21 protein-coding genes are annotated in these 20,050 nt (G+C 60.3%); 7 read left to right on the forward strand and 14 right to left on the reverse strand.

All coding sequences use genetic code 11. The features are described from left to right. Positions 1-3 precede the first annotated feature (3 nt). The 6 genes from HNR62_RS05430 to HNR62_RS05455 form a co-directional block, all read right to left on the reverse strand. Complete coding sequence (locus tag HNR62_RS05430; RefSeq protein WP_204795078.1) at positions 4-1,743, reverse strand: dipeptide ABC transporter ATP-binding protein; 1,740 nt, start codon at positions 1,741-1,743, stop codon at positions 4-6. A gap of 578 nt (positions 1,744-2,321) precedes the next feature. After that, positions 2,322-2,801: a phosphatidylglycerophosphatase A family protein gene (locus HNR62_RS05435; protein ID WP_204795079.1), complete on the reverse strand. Its 480-nt coding sequence runs from the start codon at positions 2,799-2,801 to the stop codon at positions 2,322-2,324. After that, positions 2,798-3,769, reverse strand: a complete 972-nt coding sequence (gene thiL / locus HNR62_RS05440) for a thiamine-phosphate kinase (protein ID WP_204795080.1) — start codon at positions 3,767-3,769, stop codon at positions 2,798-2,800. Before thiL ends, HNR62_RS05435 begins: the two co-directional genes overlap by 4 nt. Before the next feature lie 47 nt (positions 3,770-3,816). After that, entirely contained in the window at positions 3,817-4,227 is a 411-nt protein-coding gene (gene nusB / locus HNR62_RS05445; protein ID WP_104486229.1) for a transcription antitermination factor NusB, read from the reverse strand. A 13-nt stretch (positions 4,228-4,240) separates the two neighbouring features. After that, on the reverse strand, positions 4,241-4,708 hold the full coding sequence (ribH, locus tag HNR62_RS05450) for a 6,7-dimethyl-8-ribityllumazine synthase (RefSeq protein ID WP_071471517.1): 468 nt from the start codon (positions 4,706-4,708) through the stop codon (positions 4,241-4,243). 107 nt (positions 4,709-4,815) lie between these two features. Next, positions 4,816-5,808, reverse strand: a complete 993-nt coding sequence (locus HNR62_RS05455; protein WP_204795081.1) for a mechanosensitive ion channel family protein — start codon at positions 5,806-5,808, stop codon at positions 4,816-4,818. 244 nt (positions 5,809-6,052) lie between these two features. Here HNR62_RS05455 and HNR62_RS05460 point away from each other — a divergent pair, with 244 nt between their 5' ends. Continuing rightward, the gene (locus HNR62_RS05460) at positions 6,053-6,949 is read left to right on the forward strand and encodes a DMT family transporter (RefSeq protein WP_204795082.1); all 897 of its coding nucleotides are present in this window, start codon (positions 6,053-6,055) and stop codon (positions 6,947-6,949) included. A 157-nt stretch (positions 6,950-7,106) separates the two neighbouring features. On the opposite strand, the gene HNR62_RS05465 is transcribed toward HNR62_RS05460, so the two are convergent. The 8 genes from HNR62_RS05465 to glyA form a co-directional block, all read right to left on the reverse strand. Next, entirely contained in the window at positions 7,107-8,021 is a 915-nt protein-coding gene (locus HNR62_RS05465; protein WP_204795083.1) for a DUF808 domain-containing protein, read from the reverse strand. 42 nt (positions 8,022-8,063) lie between these two features. Next, complete coding sequence (locus HNR62_RS05470; RefSeq protein ID WP_204795084.1) at positions 8,064-8,411, reverse strand: HopJ type III effector protein; 348 nt, start codon at positions 8,409-8,411, stop codon at positions 8,064-8,066. 64 nt (positions 8,412-8,475) lie between these two features. Beyond that, positions 8,476-9,144 carry an alpha/beta hydrolase gene (locus HNR62_RS05475; RefSeq protein WP_204795085.1) on the reverse strand — a complete coding sequence of 223 codons (669 nt, stop codon included), beginning with the start codon at positions 9,142-9,144 and terminating at the stop codon, positions 8,476-8,478. Positions 9,145-9,445: 301 nt separating this feature from the next. After that, positions 9,446-10,555 carry a bifunctional 3,4-dihydroxy-2-butanone-4-phosphate synthase/GTP cyclohydrolase II gene (ribBA, locus tag HNR62_RS05480; protein ID WP_204795086.1) on the reverse strand — a complete coding sequence of 370 codons (1,110 nt, stop codon included), beginning with the start codon at positions 10,553-10,555 and terminating at the stop codon, positions 9,446-9,448. Positions 10,556-10,585: 30 nt separating this feature from the next. Further along, positions 10,586-11,239, reverse strand: a complete 654-nt coding sequence (locus HNR62_RS05485; protein ID WP_204795087.1) for a riboflavin synthase — start codon at positions 11,237-11,239, stop codon at positions 10,586-10,588. Next, positions 11,224-12,354 (reverse strand): bifunctional diaminohydroxyphosphoribosylaminopyrimidine deaminase/5-amino-6-(5-phosphoribosylamino)uracil reductase RibD, encoded by a 1,131-nt coding sequence (ribD, locus tag HNR62_RS05490; protein WP_204795088.1) that lies wholly within the window; start codon positions 12,352-12,354, stop codon positions 11,224-11,226. The genes HNR62_RS05485 and ribD overlap by 16 nt, the downstream gene beginning before the upstream one ends. Beyond that, positions 12,355-12,804 (reverse strand): transcriptional regulator NrdR, encoded by a 450-nt coding sequence (gene nrdR / locus HNR62_RS05495; RefSeq protein WP_204795089.1) that lies wholly within the window; start codon positions 12,802-12,804, stop codon positions 12,355-12,357. Positions 12,805-13,196: 392 nt separating this feature from the next. Next, positions 13,197-14,450 (reverse strand): serine hydroxymethyltransferase, encoded by a 1,254-nt coding sequence (gene glyA, locus HNR62_RS05500; protein WP_204795090.1) that lies wholly within the window; start codon positions 14,448-14,450, stop codon positions 13,197-13,199. 270 nt (positions 14,451-14,720) lie between these two features. On the opposite strand from glyA, the gene HNR62_RS05505 reads away from it, so the two are divergent. The 6 genes from HNR62_RS05505 to acs all read left to right on the forward strand — a co-directional run bounded on the left by HNR62_RS05505 (position 14,721) and on the right by acs (position 20,013). Beyond that, complete coding sequence (locus HNR62_RS05505) at positions 14,721-15,341, forward strand: molecular chaperone TorD family protein (RefSeq protein ID WP_204795091.1); 621 nt, start codon at positions 14,721-14,723, stop codon at positions 15,339-15,341. Positions 15,342-15,409: 68 nt separating this feature from the next. Then, positions 15,410-15,760, forward strand: a complete 351-nt coding sequence (locus tag HNR62_RS05510) for a DUF2956 family protein (RefSeq protein WP_204795092.1) — start codon at positions 15,410-15,412, stop codon at positions 15,758-15,760. 33 nt (positions 15,761-15,793) lie between these two features. After that, a complete protein-coding gene (locus tag HNR62_RS05515; RefSeq protein WP_204795093.1) occupies positions 15,794-16,762 on the forward strand; it encodes an amidoligase family protein in 969 nt (322 codons plus the stop codon). Next, entirely contained in the window at positions 16,750-17,439 is a 690-nt protein-coding gene (locus tag HNR62_RS05520) for a gamma-glutamyl-gamma-aminobutyrate hydrolase family protein (protein WP_204795094.1), read from the forward strand. Before HNR62_RS05515 ends, HNR62_RS05520 begins: the two co-directional genes overlap by 13 nt. 7 nt (positions 17,440-17,446) lie before the next feature. After that, positions 17,447-17,878, forward strand: a complete 432-nt coding sequence (locus tag HNR62_RS05525) for a YqaA family protein (RefSeq protein ID WP_204795095.1) — start codon at positions 17,447-17,449, stop codon at positions 17,876-17,878. A 185-nt stretch (positions 17,879-18,063) separates the two neighbouring features. Then, a complete protein-coding gene (gene acs / locus HNR62_RS05530; protein ID WP_204795096.1) occupies positions 18,064-20,013 on the forward strand; it encodes an acetate--CoA ligase in 1,950 nt (649 codons plus the stop codon). Positions 20,014-20,050 lie beyond the last annotated feature (37 nt).

Raw genomic sequence — 20,050 nt, forward strand, 5'->3', positions numbered from 1 at the left:
TCATTAATGTTGGCCCGTTTGAGTATTGGAAATGTCCAGGCCTTCCCGTGACATGCCCTTGAATTCGGGCATCAGTGCAATCAGCGAGCGGCTGTAGGGATCCGCCGCATCGGTAAACAGTTGTTCGGTGGCCGCCACCTCCACCAGGGTGCCTTTGTTCATTACCCCGATGCGATCGCACATCTGGCGGATGACCGGTAGATCGTGGCTGATGAACAGCATGGTCAGCTTCAGCTCATCCTGCAAATCCTTGAGCAGATTCAGAATTTGCGCCTGTACCGACACATCCAGCGCCGAGGTGGGCTCGTCGCAGATCAGCAGCCGCGGCCGGGTGGCCAGGGCGCGGGCGATGGAGATGCGCTGGCGTTGACCGCCGGAGAACTCGTGGGGAAACTTGAGCCCCGCCGCCCGGCCCAGGCCGACGTAATCGAGCAGGTCGTCGACGATGCCGCGGATCTGCGCCTCGTTCTGCGCCAGTTGGTGAAAACGGATCGGCTCATTGATGATGTCCGCCACCCGCATGCGCGGATTGAGCGAAGAATAGGGATTCTGGAACACCATCTGCATCTGCCGGCGCAGAGGGCGACGCTCCTGCTCGCTCTTGATGGCGGTGAGCTCTATGCCCTCGAACCAGATCTGGCCGCTGTCGGGCGGATACAGGCCGGTAATGGCCCGGGCTATGGTGGATTTGCCGGAGCCCGACTCCCCCACCAGGCCGAAGGTTTCCCCTTCGTTGATCTCGAAGCTGACATCCTTGGTGGCCTGCAGATACCGGCGGCGGGAAGGAAAAATCGAGTCCCGGGTCACGAAGCGCAGGTTGCAGTGCTCCACCCGCAGCAAGGCGCCCCGATAGTCGCGCTGATCCTGACTCTGGCCCAGCCAGTGCCGTTTGAGATCCAGGCTGACCTTTTCTTTGGCGTCCTCGATATAGGATACCAGCGGAAAGCGCCGCAGCTTGACGTCGGAACGGGGCACGGCGGAGATCAGGCTTCTGGTGTATTCGTGTTCCGGGGTACCCAGCACCCGGGCGGTCGGGCCGATTTCCATCAGCCGGCCACGATACATCACCGCCACCCGGTCGGTGACGTTGGACACCACCCCCATGTCGTGGGTCACCAGCATGCAGCCCACCTTGCGTTCTTTGCACAAATTGCGGATCAGGGTCAGTATCTGGTCCTGAATCGACACGTCCAGCGCCGTGGTCGGCTCGTCGGCGATGATCAGCTCGGGGTCGCAGGACAGGGCGATGGCAATCACCACCCGCTGACGCATGCCGCCGGAAAACTGGTGAGGATACTGCCTGATACGCAGCTCCGGCTCGGGAATGCCCACGGCGTCGAGCAGCGAAATGGCCTTGTGGCGGGCCTGCTCCCGGCTCAGGTCGGTATTGGCCAGCAGGGTCTCGACCATCTGATATTCCACCGTCAACAGCGGATTGAGCGAGGTCATGGGATCCTGAAAGATAAAACCGATACGGCTGCCGCGGATAGCGCGCATCTCGGTCGGACTCAGGCCCGAGATCTGCTCGCCGTCCAGATAAACGTCGCCGTTGGCCATGCTGCCGGGCGGACTCAGCAGGTCGATGATCGCATTGCCGATGGTCGACTTGCCGGCGCCGGACTCGCCGACCACACCGAGAATGTCGCCTTTTTCGATGCTGAAGGAAAGATCGTCCACCGCGGCCATCACGCCATGACGGGACGGATATTCGATTCGCAGATGCCTTACTTCTAACAGGGACATGTTCATCCTTAACCGAGGTCTGGCCCTCGCTTGCGTATCCTGCCGCTGGCGCCTTCAATGGCAGCCGATATACTGTTGCCGAACATGGATGACCGGAAACAAAAAAGCAACATCAGAGAGCCATTGTAGTCCTGTCTTTATGCCAAAACAAACCGCGGTTATAGGGAGGTAGCTCACACATTCAGCAAGATGTTTCAAGTATCAAATTATCAATGGTGTTAATAACTGGATCGGTAGTGAGGGCTGAAACGCTGACGAGAAAAAAACAGGTTTTTGGCGCTAATAACAACGCCTTTAAAGCCCCGGTATCTTACTGTAGGGAGATCCTGACGTTCGTCAGAATGACGGCCTGAGTAGCTGATTAACCCTATTGGTATAAAAAGGCGATAACGAACATAAAGCGGCAGACAACCGATACCGGACAAGCATGACGTCAGCCAATGAATGATTGGCAGGGTAGCCTTTCGCTGCAAGGTCTGTTGGCCTCAGCGAGGTTTGAAGGTTTGGCAGAAAAGAGGCTTGAAGGTTTGGCAGAAAGGAAGTGTGCCGCACAGCCGGAATGGCTGCACGGCCAGTGATTACAGCAGTGCCGCCAGCAATTGCAGGCAGGCCAGTGCGAACAGCCCGGCGATCACGTCGTCGAACATGATGCCGAACCCCCCGTGTATCCGCCGATCGAACCAGCGAATAGGCCAGGGTTTGACGATATCGAAAAACCGGAACAGCACGAAGCCCACCAGTATCCACCAGCCACCGGCCGGGGCCGCGAACATGGTGATGCCAAAGCCGATGATCTCGTCCCAGACGATGGCACCGTGATCGTGGCGACCGATGGCCCGGGTGGCCGCATTGCAAATCCAGATGCCGGCAACAAAACCCAACGCCAGGATCAGCAGATACCACAGCGGCGACAGACCCTGTATCAGCAGATACAGCGGTATCGCCGCCAGGGTACCCATGGTACCCGGCATGACCGGGCTCAGGCCGGTGCCAAATCCCAGGGCCAGCAGATGCAGCGGGTTGGACAGCTTCAGCGCCGCCAGCTCAGGCTTTCTCATTCGTCACCACCGCGAAAGTGATCCCAGCTTTGGGATGCCAGTTGATAAGGGCGTCCCTCGGACGTCAGCTCGACGCCCGGCTCACCGGCAAGCATACGTCCGACCCGGGTAAACTTGACGCCGATGTGCGCCAGGGCCGTTTCGAGCAGGCCCCGATGCAGCTCGGGCACGGTAAAGCACAGCTCGTAATCGTCACCGCCGGTCAATGCCAACTCCCAGCCCTGCTCCCGCGACACCGTGGCCAGCATGGCGGCACTCAGCGGCAGTTGCTCCAGCTCCAGCTGGGCGCGCATGCCGGAAGCACGGGCCACATGGGCCAGATCTCCGGCCAGGCCGTCGGACAGGTCCAGGGCGCTGGAGGCAATATCACGCAGTGCCTGTCCCGCCAGAATGCGAGGATGAGGGTGTTCGAACTTGGTGCGTACAAAATCCCGGTGCTGCTCGGGCACCGTCACCCTGCCCTGCACCTGTTGCAGGCCCAGCGCCGCATCGCCCAGGGTGCCGGTGACATAGATACCATCGCCTACGCGAGCGCCGTTGCGCCGCAGGCCCTTGCCTTCCGGCAGGGTGCCATGCACGGTCACGGTAATGGACAAGGGTCCTCGGGTCATGTCGCCGCCGACCAGCGCCACGTTGTAATATTCCGCCAGTTCGAAGAAGCCGGCGCAAAAGCCCTTGATCCAGTTTTCATCGACCTCGGGCAGCGTCAGCGCCAGCGACACCCAGCAGGGATCGGCGCCCATGGCCGCCAGATCCGACAGATTGACCGCCAGTGCCTTGTGCCCCAGGGCCATGGGGTCCATATCGGCAAAAAAATGCACCCCGCTCACCAGGGTGTCGGTGCTCACCGCCAACAGGGAATTGGGTGGCACCTGCAGCAGGGCACAGTCATCTCCCGGGCCCATCAGCACATCCTTACGGCGACTGGCGACGGTAAAATAGTGTTTTATTATGTCGAATTCATTCATATAAATGAAAAGCCAGCGACCGCTGGCTTTTTTCCCGTGCTTATTGTTTATTTTTTTAACTGCTTGATGACCTTGTCGAGCACACCGTTGACGAAGCGGTGGCTTTCATCGGCGGCAAACGCCTTGGCCAGTTCGATCGCCTCGTTGATCACTACCCGATAAGGCACATCTTCACGCCGAGTCAGCTCATAGGTGGCCAACCGCAGCACCGCCTTGTCCACCACATCCAGCTCGGCCAGCGGGCGCGACAGATAAGGTGAAAACACCGCATCCAACTCTTTGACATGAACCGAGACCCCAAACAGCAGATCGCGGAAATAATCCAGATCCACCCCTTTGGTGTCCTGTTCCAGCGCAAACTGCTGGGCAATATCGGCCACGTTATCCTTGGTCATTTGCCATTGGTAAATGGCCTGGGTAGCGAGACGGCGGGCCTTACGGCGTTCAGACGGTTTCAATGCAGTACTCCTCTTAGTCCAGCGCTTGCAGGACGTTAATCATTTCAAGTGCGCTGAGGGCAGCTTCCGCGCCCTTGTTACCCGCCTTGGTGCCAGCGCGCTCGATGGCTTGTTCTATGTTTTCGGTGGTCAGAACCCCGAAGGCAATCGGCACTTCGAAATCCATCATCACACTGGCCATGCCTTTGCTGTTTTCATTGGCGACCAGATCGAAATGGTAGGTACCACCGCGGATCACGCAGCCAAGGGCCACAATGGCATCGTAGTTACCGCTCTTGGCGAGCTTTTTGCACACCAGCGGCATTTCGATGGCCCCCGGTACGCGTACCAGCGTGATGTTGTCATCTTTTACCTGACCCTGACGCTTGAGCACATCCAGCGCTCCGGCCACCAGGCTGTCGTTGATAAAGCTGTTGAAACGGGCGACGACGATCGCCACCTTGGCCTCGGGAGTGGCCATCAGCCCTTCGATTACCTTCATGGAAATCCCTGTTTGGACAAAAGTGCGCACATTCTAGCACAACCGGAGGGTGACAAAAGCCCAAACACCGGGAGCAAGTTGACAAAGACCTTGCTCTGAGCATCCCCTTACTTCGAGCCTGGCTTCTCTGTTGATGACGGGTCTGAAGATAATGGGGCTGAAGATGACGGCTCCCGGGGGGATGCCTGACGGTCGCCGTCGGCAGACCCGGTTTGATGCTGCAACAGACATAACCGGGTTTCGCCCGGCATATCGACATTGGCCTGCTCCAGGGTCAGCTTGATGGTTCTGACCACCGCCGAATGCACCCGGGTTACCTCGCTTTGCCGGCTGCCGGTCCACCAGCACACCCTTATGGTCACCCAGCTGGCCGCCAGATCCCAGGGCAGCGCCTGCACCGCCGGCTCCGCCTTCACCCCTTCCAATCTGGTCACGGCGTCCTTCAGCAGTTCGCAGGCCTGGTCGATATCGTCCTCATAGCCGATGCCGATATCGTACTGGCTGCGCCGGTCCTCGTAGGCGGTTTTCACCAGCACCGCATTGGTATAGATATCGCTGTTGGGGATCACGATGCGCCGGCCGTCGTGGGTCTTGATGATGGTGGCCCGGGTTTCGATGCGCTCGACCGTGCCCTCATGGCCGTTGACCTCGATCTGATCCCTGATATTGAAGGGCTGACGCAACAGGATCAGCAGGCCCGCCAGCCAGTTTTGCAGTATGTCCTTGAAGGCAAAGCCGATGGCTACCGAGCCGACCCCCAGACCGGCAATCAGATCGCCCGGTTTAAGGCTGGGAATGACGATGGTTGCAGCCAGCAAAAAACCCAGCAATATCACCACCCACTTCACAAAGCCGCCCAGCACCTCGCCCAGATTGTCCCGCCCCCGGCGATGGCCCTGACGCCGTATCAGCCGCCGACTCAAGGCGCCAATACCATAGAACAGGGCCAGTACCACCAGCGCCAGCAAGATGTTCGGCAACAGGCGCATGCCGCCATCCAGCCAGGTATCGAGGCGTTCCAGTATCACCCCCGGGTCGACATCGACTTGTTGCGGCACATCCTGCGGCTGGCCCGCCCCCGGGTCCGTATGTTCTGCCATCACTGATCCCCCTCATCGACCCCACTCCAGCAAGCTTATGCAGATGAAAGCCGCTTCGCCAATCAAGCCGGTTAGTGTCGGCAGTTCCACAGAACCAGACGGCTCTGTATGCAAATAAAGTGAAATAGCATAAGGTAGTGTCGCTGCCGGCCGGGTCTCCCCTTCCTGCCATGGAACCGCGCACTTCATCCTGTAGACCGGCCTGCCTTACCTGCTTTACACCAGAACATGACGAGGGCTATTTATGCTGCCAGAACGGCGCGGTGATCTGTTTATTTTAACGGCGACTCTGCTGGCGTCTGCCGGCTGGCTGTTTTCCAAGGAAGCCATTCAGGGCCTGCCTCCCGCCGGTTTTGTGGGCTGGCGCTTTGTGCTGGCGGCCCTGCTGCTGCTGCCGTTCTGTTATCGTCAGTTGCGCCAGACGTCCACCGAGCTGTTGCTCAAGGCCGCCGCCACCGGCCTGGTCATGACCCTTAACCTGATCTTCTGGATTCAGGCTATCTCCCACAGCGAGGGCATCGGCGAAGGCGCCTTTATCATGAGCCTGGCCATGCTGATGGTACCGCCCCTGGCCTGGTTGCTCTTCAGGGAGCGGCCCAGTCGGCAATTCTGGCTGGCCCTGCCCATCGCCATCGCCGGACTGTTTTTACTGACCATGGGCTCGGGCCTGAGTCTGTCGCTCGGGCAACTGCTGTTTCTGCTGGCCTCCCTGTCGCTGGCCCTGTATTTCAATCTGAACAGCCGCTTTGCCCGACGCGTCGATCCCATGGCGCTCACCTGTGTCCAGCTGGCGGTCACCGGCGTCATGCATCTGATTTATTCCACCCTGTTCGAACACTGGCCCGAAGCCATCGAGCCCGAAATCTGGGGCTGGTTTGCCGCCAGCGTGCTGCTGGCCACCTCGTTGCGCTTTTTCTGTCAGAGCGCCGGACAAAAATACAGCAACGTGGCCAATGCCGCCCTGATCATGATGCTGGAGCCGATATGGACGGTACTGATCAGCGTGTTCTGGTATCAGGAGCCGATGCCGATAGAGAAAATGTTTGGCTGTGCGCTGATCCTACTGGCATTGCTCAGCTTCCGGAGCCGGCCGCTGTATGAATGGTATCGTAATCGAAGGGCGGGGCGAGGGCCACGGTAAGGCGTGAGGCGTGAGGCGTGAGGCGTGAGGCGTGAGGCGTGAGGAAAATAGTAGGTTGGGACGAAGCATGAGTCCCAACATTTCTGCCGTCAATCAGATGTTGGGATTCGCTTCGCTCATCCCAACCTACCGTGCTTGAATTCAAGGGGAGAGTAATTCAGGCAGCCTTCAACCGGCCGACTCCTTTTACCAGCAGCAGTACCAGACTTCCTGCCAGCATACCGACGATGCCGTTCAACAGCATCGGTGCCAGCCAGCTCAGCGTGCTCCCCAATAACGGCAGCCCCCGGGCCCAGTCGTGGATCAGGGGCTCGGCACCGGGTATGCCGTGTACCAGAATACCGCCCCCCACCAGAAACATGGCGGCGGTGCCCACCACCGACAGGCCTTTCATCAGATAGGGGCAGGCCGACAGCAAGGCCCGGCCCAAGCGCTGCAGCAAGCCGGTTTTCTGGCTTAGATAGAGGCCGAGATCGTCCAGTTTGACGATGCCCGCCACCAGACCGTAAACCCCGACGGTCATCAGCAGGGCGATGCCGGCCAGCACCGCTACCTGCTGACCGAAACCGGCGCCGGCCACCGTGCCCAGGGTGATCACTATGATTTCGGCCGACAGAATAAAGTCGGTACGAATCGCGCCCTTGATCTTGTCCCGCTCCAGCGTCACCAGATCCACCGCCTCATGCTTTTCCACCTGCTGGATCCCGACCAGATGACGGTGTTCGTCACTCGTTTTGTGCAAAAAGGAATGCACCAGCTTTTCTACGCCCTCGTAGCAGAGAAAGGCGCCCCCCAGCATCAGTAAGGGAATGATGGCCCAGGGCGCCAGCGCGCTGATCAACAGCGCCGCCGGCACCAGAATCAGCTTGTTGCGCAACGATCCCTTGGCAACGGCCCACACCACCGGAATTTCTCGCTCGGCCCGCACCCCCGAGACCTGTTGGGCGTTGAGCGCCAAATCGTCTCCCAGCACGCCGGCCGTTTTTCTGGCCGCCACCTTGGTCATCAGGGATACATCGTCCAGCAGGGTGGCGATATCATCAATCAGGGTCAACAGACTAGCTCCGGCCATGGCGGTATCCTTTGTGGTGATCGGGCGTTGTTCAGGTCTTAATCAGGCTTTAGGCGCTAACGGCTGACCGGCAAACTCGATGCCATCCCAGCCGCTATCAATGAAGTTACGGATATTCTGGTGATCCTGTCCAGTCGGGTTGCCCAGTACATCGTTCCGATAGAAGGCGCCGAAGCAGGCCAGGGTCTGCTGCGGGTTGAAGCCCTGCAATCTGGCGAAGGCGAACAGCTTGCAGGAGCCGTTGTTCTGCCCGGCCTCGTTACGTACTTCACCGTTGGTAAAGGCGGTGGGGGTAAAGTCGTACAGGCCCTCGATCACCGCCATGGTGTCGGCAAATTCGATGGTCTCGGGAGTGTGTTGCAGTTTGTGCTGCAGTTCGTTCAGGTTCATCTTGTGTCCTTGATAACAGGTTTGAAAATAGGTTTGAAAATTAACGCTTGATTAACGTCAGCCATCAGTCCTGCAACTGCAGGCAACGGCACAGGAAGCGGGAAATATCGGCAATTTCGGCGGCGCACACGCTGTGCTCCATGGGGTAGCTGTGGTATTCGGGCACAAAACCCCATTGCTGCAACTGCTGACAGGCCTGCTCGCCCAGTAGCTCCGGTACCACGCCATCGCGGCTGCCGTGCAGTATCTGTACCGGCAGGTACTGGTTGGCCTCATGGCGCTGCAGGCTGTCGGCGGTGGCCAGATAGGTGGACATGGCAATCAAGCCGGCCAGCGGCTCGTGGTAACTTAACGCCGCCTCATAGGCCACGGCGCCGCCCTGGGAAAAGCCGGCCAGCACGATGCGGCGGCTGTCGAAGCCCTGGGCCAGCAGCTGTTCAATCAGCCCCTGTATTGCCAAAGCCGAGGCTCGCAACTGCAGCTCATCCACTTCCCGCTCCAGACTCATGGCCAGAATGTCGTACCAGGCCGGCATCGGCAGGCCGCCGTTGATAGTCACCGGTATGCGGGGCGCATGGGGGAAGATAAAACGAATGGCGCTGCCGACCGGCAAGTTCAGCTCGGGCACGATCGGCTCGAAGTCGTGGCCGTCGGCGCCCAGGCCGTGCAGCCAGATCACACAGGCATCCGGGGTGGGCGCCGTGTCTCGCACAATAAAATCAGGTGTGGTCATCTCTGTCTCCGTTCAGAGGGTAAAGTGAGGGTAAACAGACCGTCATCCTGACGAACGTCAGGATCTCCATGCAGGAAGATACCGGGTCCGTCATGACTGGACTTTAAATACGGCATTGTTATCAGTCACTGATCACGTCTTTAATCGGATTGGTACAATAAAACGAAGCGGGTCATTGTTGACGCTCACGCGAGAAAACTCAATCGACAACCGGCAAAAAGCCCGCCGACACCACCAAGGTGATGGTCGGCGGGCTTCATCACTCGCATAACGACCGCCCCGGCGGCGGCAGTGCTATCGATCAGTCGATGATGTAGTCGACCACTTCCAGGCCGAAGCCGGACAACGCATGGTAGCGTTTGGGTGAGCTGAGCAATTTCATCTTGCCGACCCCCATGGCCTGCAGTATCTGCGAGCCGACGCCGACCCGGCGAGAGGTGCCCTGACGCTTGGCGCCTTCCGGCCGCTCGCCGCGATCCACCGCCTCGAACTGGCGGACCAGCGACAGCAGGTGATCCGGCGTTTCTTCCCGGCCGAGGATCACCAGCACGCCGCCTTCGTCGGCGATGCGGGCCATCGACTTGGCCAGCGGCCAGGTACGCGACGAGTGGCGATCGGTCATCAGCACATCGGTAAACATGTCGTGAATATGCACCCGCACCAGGGCTGGCACCTCTGGCGTGATTTCGCCTTTTTTCAGGGCGAAATGCACCTGGTTGTCGATGGTGTCGCGGAAGGTCACCAGCTCGAAGTCACCGTATTCGGTGGGCAGGTTGCAGCGCGCCACCTGTTCTATGGTGGTTTCGTTCTGGTTACGGTATTCGATGAGATCGGCGATGGTACCGAGCTTGATACCGTGCTGTTCGGCGAAGACTTCCAGATCGGGACGACGGGCCATGGTGCCGTCTTCGTTGAGGATCTCGACGATGACCGACGAGGCCTCCAGTCCCGCCAGACGGGCCAGATCACAGCCCGCTTCGGTATGACCGGCGCGGGTCAGCACGCCGCCGTTCTGGGCCTTGAGCGGAAAGATATGGCCCGGCTGTACCAGATCGGACGGCTTGGCTTCCTTGGCCACGGCGGTCTGCACCGTGTGGGCACGGTCGGCGGCGGAAATACCGGTGGTCACCCCTTCGGCGGCTTCGATGGACACGGTGAAGGCGGTGGAGAACTGCTCTGTGTTGCGGCTGACCATCTGGGGAATATCCAGCTGGCGACACCGGGCTTCGGTCAGGGTCAGGCAAATCAGGCCTCGGCCATACTTGGCCATGAAGTTGATGTCTTCCGGGCGCACATGCTCGGAGGCCATGATGAGATCACCTTCGTTTTCCCGGTCTTCGTCATCCATCAGAATGACCATTTTGCCCTGCCGGATATCGTCGATGATTTCCTGGGTACTGCTTAAAGCCATGGGGTTCTCCCTTGTTATCTAACGAGACCGCTATTTCACAAAACCACTGGCGGCCAGAGTCGCCAGCGTCAGTCCGCCCTGTTGCGGCTCGGACGCAGCGGTCAGCAGACGTTCAAGATAGCGGGCAATAATATCCACCTCAAGATTCACCTGGCGGCCCGGCCGCCAGTCGTCGAGGGTGGTTTCCTGTAATGTATGGGGCACCAGGGTCAGTTTAAAGGCCGCGGCGTCCACCTGGTTGACCGTGAGGCTGATGCCGTCCACGGTAATGGAGCCTTTTTCGGCGATATAGCGCGCCAGCTCGGCCGGGGCCTCGACCCACAGCTCCACGCTGTTGCCGAGTTGGGTGCGGCGGCGGATGTGACCGACGCCGTCCACATGGCCGGACACCAGATGGCCACCCAGCCGAGCGGTGGCCAGCAGGGCTTTTTCCAGATTGACCGCCTGACCGGTGCGATAGCCGGCAAAGCCGGTACGATCTATGGTTTCGCCGGACACATCGGCACAATAGTAATCCGCACCCAGTTCGGTCACGGTCAGGCAAACGCCGTTGGTGGCGATAGAATCACCCAGTTTCACGTCCGACAGATCCAGCCGGGGGCAGTGAATACGGATCACAGACTCATTACCCTGGCGGCGAATATCGGCCAGTACGCCGGTGGCTTCCACTATTCCGGTAAACATCGGTTTTTTACCCTTGCGGTCAGTTTGAGATCGGTGCCGACCCGGCGGCAGTCGCGCCATTCCAGCTGTGGCACCCGGTCCATCGCGGTCAGTTCGGGCAAGTCGAACAGCCCACGGGAGCCGCTGCCCATCAGCTTGGGCGCCTGATACAACACCAGTTCATCCACCAGTGCCGCGCTCAGCAGGGCACCACAGAGGCGTGCTCCGGCCTCGACCCAGAGGTGATTGAGCTGGCGACGGCCCAGCTCGGCCAGCAACAGCGGCAGATCGAGTTGGCCCGCATCGGTCAACGGCAGTACGCATTCTTCCACCTGGTCGCCGAAGCCGCCGGTGCGCTCACCGCGCAGCAGCAACACAGGACCGGGCAGACCGAACAGCTTCAGGCCCGGATGCAGCCGGTTGCGGGTATCGATAATGACCCGCAGCGGCTGGCGCAGCCGGTTTGCTTCATATTCTGCCTGTATCGACGCGGGCAGCTCGCCCCAGCGCACGTTGAAGCTGGCATCGTCGGCCAGCACCGTATCGGCACCGGACAGGATGGCGCAACTCAGGGCGCGATGACGTTGCACGTCGCGGCGGGCGGCGGGGCCGGTAATCCACTTGCTCTCGCCGTTGGCCAGGGCGGTGCGACCGTCCAGGCTGGCGGCCAGCTTGACGGTCACAAAGGGCAGCCCGGTGCGCATGCGGTGCATGAAACCGGTATTGACGGCCTCGGCGGCCTCGCTCATCAGCCCCGCCTCGGCGGTGATGCCCGCATCAGTCAGCATGGCCAGGCCACGCCCGGCCACCCGGGGGTTGGGGTCCACCGAGGCCGCAACCACCCTGGCCACACCGGCGTCAATCAGTCCCTGGGCACAAGGGGGGGTGCGACCATGGTGGGAGCAGGGTTCGAGCGTCACATAGGCGGTGGCGCCTTTGGCCGCGGAGCCGGCCTGGCGCAGGGCAAAGACCTCGGCGTGAGGGCCGCCGGCCTGCTGGTGATAGCCTTCGCCCACCAGGGTGCCGTTCTGTACCATGACGCAGCCCACCGAGGGGTTGGGACTGGTGGTAAAGCGCCCGCGTCGGGCCAGTTCAAGCGCCCTGGCCATCCAGCGCGCATCGTCGGAATTAAACACTCATTGCTCCAGTCGGGCTATTTCTTCGCCGAATTGGCGCAAGTCTTCAAAGCAGCGATAAACGGAGGCGAAACGGATATAGGCGACCTTGTCGAGCTGCTTCAGCTCTTCCATCACCAGGTTGCCGATATGTTCGGATTTGATTTCCCGCTCGCCGGTGGCGCGCAACTGAGACATGATGCGGCTGACCGCCTGTTCGATGGCTTCGGTACTGACCGGGCGTTTTTCCAGCGCCCGCTGCATGCCGGCTTCCAGCTTGTCTTCATTGAAAGGCTCGCGAATGCCGGTGGTCTTGATCACCCGCGGCATCACCAGCTCGGCGCTCTCGAAGGTGGTGAAGCGCTCCCTGCAGGCGTTGCATTCCCGCCGACGGCGCACCTGCAATCCTTCCCCGACCAGACGGGAGTCGATGACCTTGGTTTCGGTTGCGTGACAGAAGGGACAGTGCATGGCGCCTCCGGGAGCTAAATTCGGCCGTTAGTGTAAATAAGCAGGCTACAGATTGCCAGAATGAAACACGGTTGTAAGCGTGAAGCTGTCTGCAAGATGTAAAACACTACACAGTAACCCCTCCCCAACCCTCCCCTTGCGTTGCACTCCGTCGTCATTCCGACAAACCCGAGGCCAAGGGGAGGGAGCAAAGACAAGCACACAGCCTGAACAGTGAGACCGAATAGCCCCTCCCCCTTGGCTGCGGGGATACAGGCATCACTGCCGACTATCGCCAGGGGGAGGCAGGGAGGGGGTGTCAGTTGTCGATTTTTCCGGTATCCAGATACAAAAACGGGGTCCGCAGACCCCGTTTCTTATTCAGCCGTTTTCATACGGTCATCGGTATACGATTAAGCGTAAACCGGGTGACGACGGCAGATGTCCAGCACCTGCTCTTTCACGCGGGCAATGGTCGCTTCGTCGTTGATGTCGTCCAGCACATCACAGACCCAGCCGGCCAGTTCGCGCACGTCGGCTTCGTTGAAACCACGACGGGTCACCGCCGGGGTACCGATACGGATACCGGAGGTCACGAACGGAGAGCGCGGGTCGTTGGGCACGGCGTTCTTGTTCACGGTGATAAAGGCGCGACCCAGGGCGGCGTCGGCTTCCTTACCGGTGATGCCCTTGTCGATCAGGTCGAGCAGGAACAGGTGATTGTAAGTACCACCGGACACCACCTTGTAGCCGCGCTGCTGGAAGGCATCGGCCATGGCCTGGGCGTTTTTCAGCACCCGGCCCTGGTATTCCTTGAACTCGGGCTCCAGCGCTTCCTTGAAGGCCACGGCCTTGGCGGCGATAACGTGCATCAGGGGACCACCCTGACCACCGGGGAAGACGGCTGAATTCAGCTTCTTCTCCAGCTCTTCGTTGTTTTCGGCAGACAGCACCAGACCGCCACGGGGGCCGGCCAGGGTCTTGTGGGTAGTGGTGGTCACCACGTGGGCGTGAGCGATGGGGCTCGGATAGTGACCGGCGGCAATCAGACCGGCCACGTGGGCCATGTCCACCAGGAACCAGGCACCGACCTTGTCGGCGATTTCACGCATGCGCGCCCAGTCGACGATGCCGGAGAAGGCGGAGAAACCACCGATGATCATCTTCGGCTTGTGCTCGACCGCCAGACGCTCCATTTCTTCGTAATCGATCGTGCCGGCTTCGTTGATGCCGTAAGGCACTATGTTGTACATCTTGCCGGAGAAGTTGGCCGGAGAGCCGTGAGTCAGGTGACCACCGTGGGCCAGGTTCATGCCCATGACGGTGTCGCCGGGCTTGACCAGCGCCATGAAGACGGCGTTGTTGGCCTGGGAGCCGGAGTGCGGCTGAACGTTGGCATAGGTGGCACCGAACAGCTGCTTGGCGCGCTCGATGGCCAGTTCTTCGGCGATGTCGACATATTCACAGCCGCCGTAGAAACGCTTGCCCGGATAGCCTTCGGCATACTTGTTGGTCAACTGAGAACCCTGGGCCTGCATCACGCGCGGACTGGTGTAGTTCTCGGACGCAATCAGTTCGATATGCTCTTCCTGGCGCTGAGTTTCATCACAGATGGCCTGCCACAGCTGAGGATCATAATCGGCGATATTCATTTCACGCTTTAACATCCGTCTCTCCTGACTCACATGGGGTGTTACTGAAGTCCCGAGTTTACCCTTAAGACCGGGTCGGGCCTAGCCCCGGAACACCAGTTAACAACATTTATTTATCTTTGTGTTGAAAATTTTACAAAAAGTTGAGTAATAAGCAACACCTTAATACCCGTCGATTCACCGGCAACCAGGGTAGATCTGGCTGTTAAACCCGATAGAATAGGGGTTTTTAGCCGGAAGCCAGCCCAAAGGCTGACCGGTGCCCAACCCGCCTTTGAGGATAATATGCAAGATTTCATGGTGACCTCGCACCGCCGAGCCGAGCTGTATCACTGGTTTACCGCCCTCCTTGCCGCCCCGCTGACCGAAGACGACCTCCGCGAGTTCGACAGCTACGACATGCATGCCTTCCTCGATAGTCTGGCGACCCTGGATCCGCTGCAGGACGCAGCCGAAGCCTTTCGCCGGCAGGCCGGCCGGGTGCTGGAGCTGGATAAGCCCTTGGCCGAATTGAGTGAACATTATCAAAGACTGTTTGGCACGGCCTCGCTGCTCGATACCGCCTCCCTGGCTCAGCCGGAAGACGAGGCGATGATACTGATGAGTACGCTGTTGCATCAGCACGGAACCCGACTGAACGACGACGATCCGCTCAATGCCTGCAACCAGCTGGAGATGATGGCCACCCTCGCCCTGGCCGGTGCCGCCGCCGACAACGAGACCGATCGCCTCGCCCTGCTGGACAAGCAACGGGAGCTGGCCAATCAGCTGCTGATAGACTGGCTGCCACCCTTCGCGAGTGCCTGCAGGCATAAAGACCCGCTCGGCTTCTATGCCGCCGCCGCCGGCCTGCTGCTTGCCATGTTCAGCATGGATATTCATTATCTCAATAATGTGGCGCAATGAATGGTGGCGCAATAATGGTGGCGCATAAATGTGGCGTAATAAATGTGGCGCAATAATGGTGGCGCATAATGGCTTATAACAAGCACCGGAAAACCGCCCCCTCGCCCGAGACCCGGGAAGAGGCCGACCGCATCGCCAGGGCAACCCAGCGGCCGGGGCAGACCAAGGAGCAGACCCGGCTGATCAGCCAGGGCATCCAGAAAGGCATAGAAGAATACAAGAAGCAGCACAAGGCCCGCGCTCGCGCCGCCGACAAGGCCAAAAAACAGCAGCTTCGCCAGCAGCAGCCCGATGACGGGGGCCAGAACGACGAGCAGGACGCGCTCCCGGAGCCAACCCGAGCCTGGCTTCCCTGGTTGCTGCTGGCCCTGAGCTGGACCGGCTTTGCACTTTACTGGTGGTGGCAACAGCCGGGTTGATGAAAGCAGCCGCTCAACCGACAGGAGCAACCAATGGCATACCGCTTACCCGAACTTAGACACTCGGCCTCCGGTCAGGAACGACGTCTCGGCGTGGAGCTGGAACTCAACGGCCTGCCCCTGCCCCGGCTGGCCGAGCTGGTGGCCGAACAACTGAATGGCCGGTTACGCCAAAGGTCCGAATACGAAATTGAAATCGACACCCCGCTCGGTACCTTCCGGGCCGAGCTGGACTTCGATTACCTCAAGCGGCTGGCTCGGGTTCAGCTCCGGCAGCCGCCGGGCGAGCTGGAGCAGGCCGCCACCGAGCTGCTGGGCACCCTGGCCTTTCAACTGGTGCCGCTGGAGCTGGTCAGCCCACCGCTGCCGCTCTCTCGGCTCGACCAGCTGGACGCCCTGTTTGAACGGCTGCGTGCCAGTGGTGCCAAAGGCACCCGTCACGCCCTGCATTATGCCTTTGGCCTGCACCTGAATCCGGAGCTGCCGGGCACCGACAACCTCACCCTGCTGCGCTATTTCAAGGCCTACCTGTGTCTGCATGACTGGCTGGAGCAGCACGAAGACATAGTCGCGGCCCGCAAGCTGTCGCCCTATATCCGTAGCTTTGCCAAAGACTACAGTCGCAAGGTGATCGATCTAAACTACTGGCCCGACTTGCCACAATTCAGCGACGATTATCTGGTCGCCAACCCCAGCCGCAACCGCGCCCTGGATCTGCTGCCCCTGCTGGCCTGGCACGACGAGGCCCGGGTGCAACAGCGGGTGCAGGACGACAAGGTCAACAAAAGGCCCACGCTGCACTACCGGCTGCCCAACTCCGATATAGACAATCCGCGCTGGTCGTTGCAGCACGCCTGGACCGGCTGGCTGCAGGTGGAAATGCTGGCCAACGATGAACGCCGGCTGGATCAGCTGTGTCGGCACTATGCCGTCCATCTGGACAGCCTGACACCCGATTTTCTCGATCCCTGGATGAGCAAGGTCAAACCATGGCTCCGCTGATTGGCGTGACCGGGCCCGACAGCCGGCTGCCCTGCGCCTGGTGGGCCACCCGACTGGCCATTTTTCTGGCCGGTGGCCGGGCGCTGCGGCTCACGCCGTCCACCTTTCAGCCTCACAAACGGGACAAGCTGCAGGGGCTGATTATCGGCGGCGGCGACGATATCGATGCCACCCTCTATGGCGAAGACACGGGCCGGGCCCCCGCCGATCCCGAGCGGGACGCCTTCGAAATAGAACTGATCGAGCATGCGCTCGACACTCAACTGCCGCTGCTCGGCATCTGCCGCGGCGCCCAGCTGATCAACGTGGTGCTGGGTGGCTCCCTGCATTCGGATATCCGGCCGCTGCGCTGCCACACCTCCAACCGCCGCACCCTGTTGCCACGCAAAACCGCCATCGGCTGCGGCCAGGGCCGGCTGCATGACATCATGTGCCGGCCACGCTGGCGCATCAACAGCCTGCACCATCAGGCGGTGAACCGGCTGGGTAACGGCCTGGCGGTGGCGGCCCGGGATCTGGACGACCTGGTGCAGGCCATCGAGAACCGAGGGGAACACTATATGCTGGGAGTGCAGTGGCACCCGGAATACCTGCCCTATCTCGGCCATCAACGCGCCATTTTCCGCACCCTGGTCCGGCTGGCCCGCGCCGCCCGCCCCGAACGACTCTACAGTTGATGACCTTATGCTTGATTATCTGATTGTCTTTGCCAGCAGCCTGCTCGCCGCCACCATAGCGCCCTTTTATTCCGAGGTGGTGCTGGCGGCGGTGCTGACCCGCCAGCCCGATGCGGTGCTGCTGCTGTGGGCCCTGGCCAGCGTCGGCAACACCCTGGGATCCGTGGTCAACTGGTGGCTGGGCAAGTACCTGCTGCATTACAAACACAAACGCTGGTTTCCCATCAATGACAAGCAACTGGACCGCGCCCAGTGCTGGTTTCAGCGCTTCGGCGTCTGGTCGCTGCTGCTGGCCTGGGCGCCGGTGGGCGGCGATGCGCTGACCTTTATTGCCGGCATCATGAAGGTTCGTCTGCTGCCTTTCGTCCTGCTGGTCTTTATCGGCAAGTCGGTGCGCTACCTCATTGTCATCTATTTCGCCGAACGGTTTTTGTTTTGAGCTGCCAGCGCCGAAGGTCAATATTTTCATCAATGTGAACCATATTGAGACACAAGCCGATAACATGCCCACCCGAATTGTGCTAGAAATGTGACCTGGCTAGCCAAAAGTCTAATTGAGCAGGGCGACCATCTGCGTCACCTTGTTACACAATGGTTATTGGATACACCCCAAGGAGCGGAATAATGAGTGAAGTCAAGGTTCATCCCGTCATGGCTGAGTTTGCCCAGAATGCCCTGATAGACGATGCGGCTTATCAGCGCATGTATCAGGAGTCCATCGACAACCCGGACAAGTTCTGGGGTGAACAGGGCAAGCAGATCGACTGGATCAAACCCTATACCAGGGTAAAGAACACCTCTTACGATCCCGGGCACATCAGCATCAAGTGGTTTGAAGACGGTACCCTTAACCTGTCCGCCAACTGTATCGACCGGCACCTGGCCACCAAGGCCGACGAGGTCGCCATCATCTGGGAAGGCGACAGCCCGGACGACGACAAAAAAGTCACCTATCGCGAACTGCACGAGCAGGTGTGCCGCTTTGCCAACGTATTGAAAGCCCAGGGTGTGAAAAAAGGCGACGTGGTCAGCATCTATATGCCCATGGTGGTAGAAGCCGCCGTGGCCATGCTGGCCTGTGCCCGCATCGGCGCCGTGCATTCGGTGGTATTCGGTGGCTTCTCTCCCGACGCCCTGGCCAGCCGTATTATCGACTCCGAGGCCAAACTGGTGATCACCGCCGACGAAGGTCTGCGTGGCGGCCGTAGCGTCGCCCTCAAGGCCAATGTGGACGCCGCCCTGGCCAAACCCGGCGTCAGCCCGGACTGCAAGGTTATCGTCTATCGCCGCACCGGTGGCGACGTGGCCTGGTTTGAAAACCGCGATATCTGGTGGCACCAGGCCGTCAGCCAGGTCGATGCCCACTGCCCGCCCACCGAGATGAACGCCGAAGATCCGCTGTTCATCCTCTATACCTCCGGCTCTACCGGCACGCCCAAGGGCGTATTGCACACCACCGGCGGTTACCTGGTGTATGCGACCATGACCTTCAAGTACATCTTCGACTACCACCAGGGTGACGTTTACTGGTGTACCGCCGATGTGGGCTGGATCACCGGCCACAGCTATCTGCTCTATGGCCCGCTGGCCAACGGCGCCACCACCCTGATGTTTGAAGGCGTGCCCAACTATCCCAAGACCAACCGCATGGCGCAGATCGTCGACAAACATCGGGTCAATATTCTTTATACCGCGCCGACCGCCATCCGCGCCTTCATGGCCAAGGGTGACGAGGCGGTAGAAGGCACCAGCCGCGCCAGCCTGCGCGTACTGGGCTCGGTGGGCGAGCCCATCAACCCGGAAGCCTGGGAATGGTATTACCGGGTGATCGGTGACGAGCGCTGCCCCATCGTCGATACCTGGTGGCAGACCGAGACCGGCGGTATTTTGATCACTCCGCTGCCCGGCGCCACCGACCTCAAGCCCGGCTCCGCCACTCGCCCCTTCTTCGGTGTACAGCCGGCACTGGTAGACGGCGAAGGTACAGTGCTGGACGGCGTGACCGATGGCAACCTGGTGATCCTGGACTCCTGGCCGGGCCAGATGCGTACCATCTTCGGTGATCACGACCGCTTCGAGCAGACCTATTTCTCCACCTTCCCCGGCACCTATTTCAGTGGTGACGGCGCCCGCCGCGACGAAGACGGTTATTACTGGATCACCGGCCGGGTGGACGACGTACTCAATGTGTCCGGTCACCGCATGGGCACCGCCGAGATCGAATCGGCCCTGGTGGCCCATCCGAAAATCGCCGAGGCGGCGGTGGTCGGCGTGCCGCACGACATCAAGGGCCAGGGCATCTACGCCTACGTCACCCTCAACGCCGGCGAAACTCCCTCCGCCGAGCTGCATAAAGAGGTGAAAGACTGGGTACGCAAGGAAATCGGCCCCATCGCCACCCCGGACATCATCCACTGGGCCGAAGGTCTGCCCAAGACCCGTTCCGGCAAGATCATGCGCCGCATACTGCGCAAGATAGCCACCGGCGACACCGGCTCTCTGGGCGATACCTCCACCCTGGCCGATCCGGCCGTGGTCGACCGTCTGATAGAGGAACGCAGCCGCGTCGCCTGATCGGAACCGCCTCGACAGAGAAAACGCCGCCTTCGGG

This window comes from Oceanisphaera litoralis (assembly GCF_016907015.1).
GTDB classification, from domain to species: domain Bacteria; phylum Pseudomonadota; class Gammaproteobacteria; order Enterobacterales; family Aeromonadaceae; genus Oceanimonas; species Oceanimonas litoralis.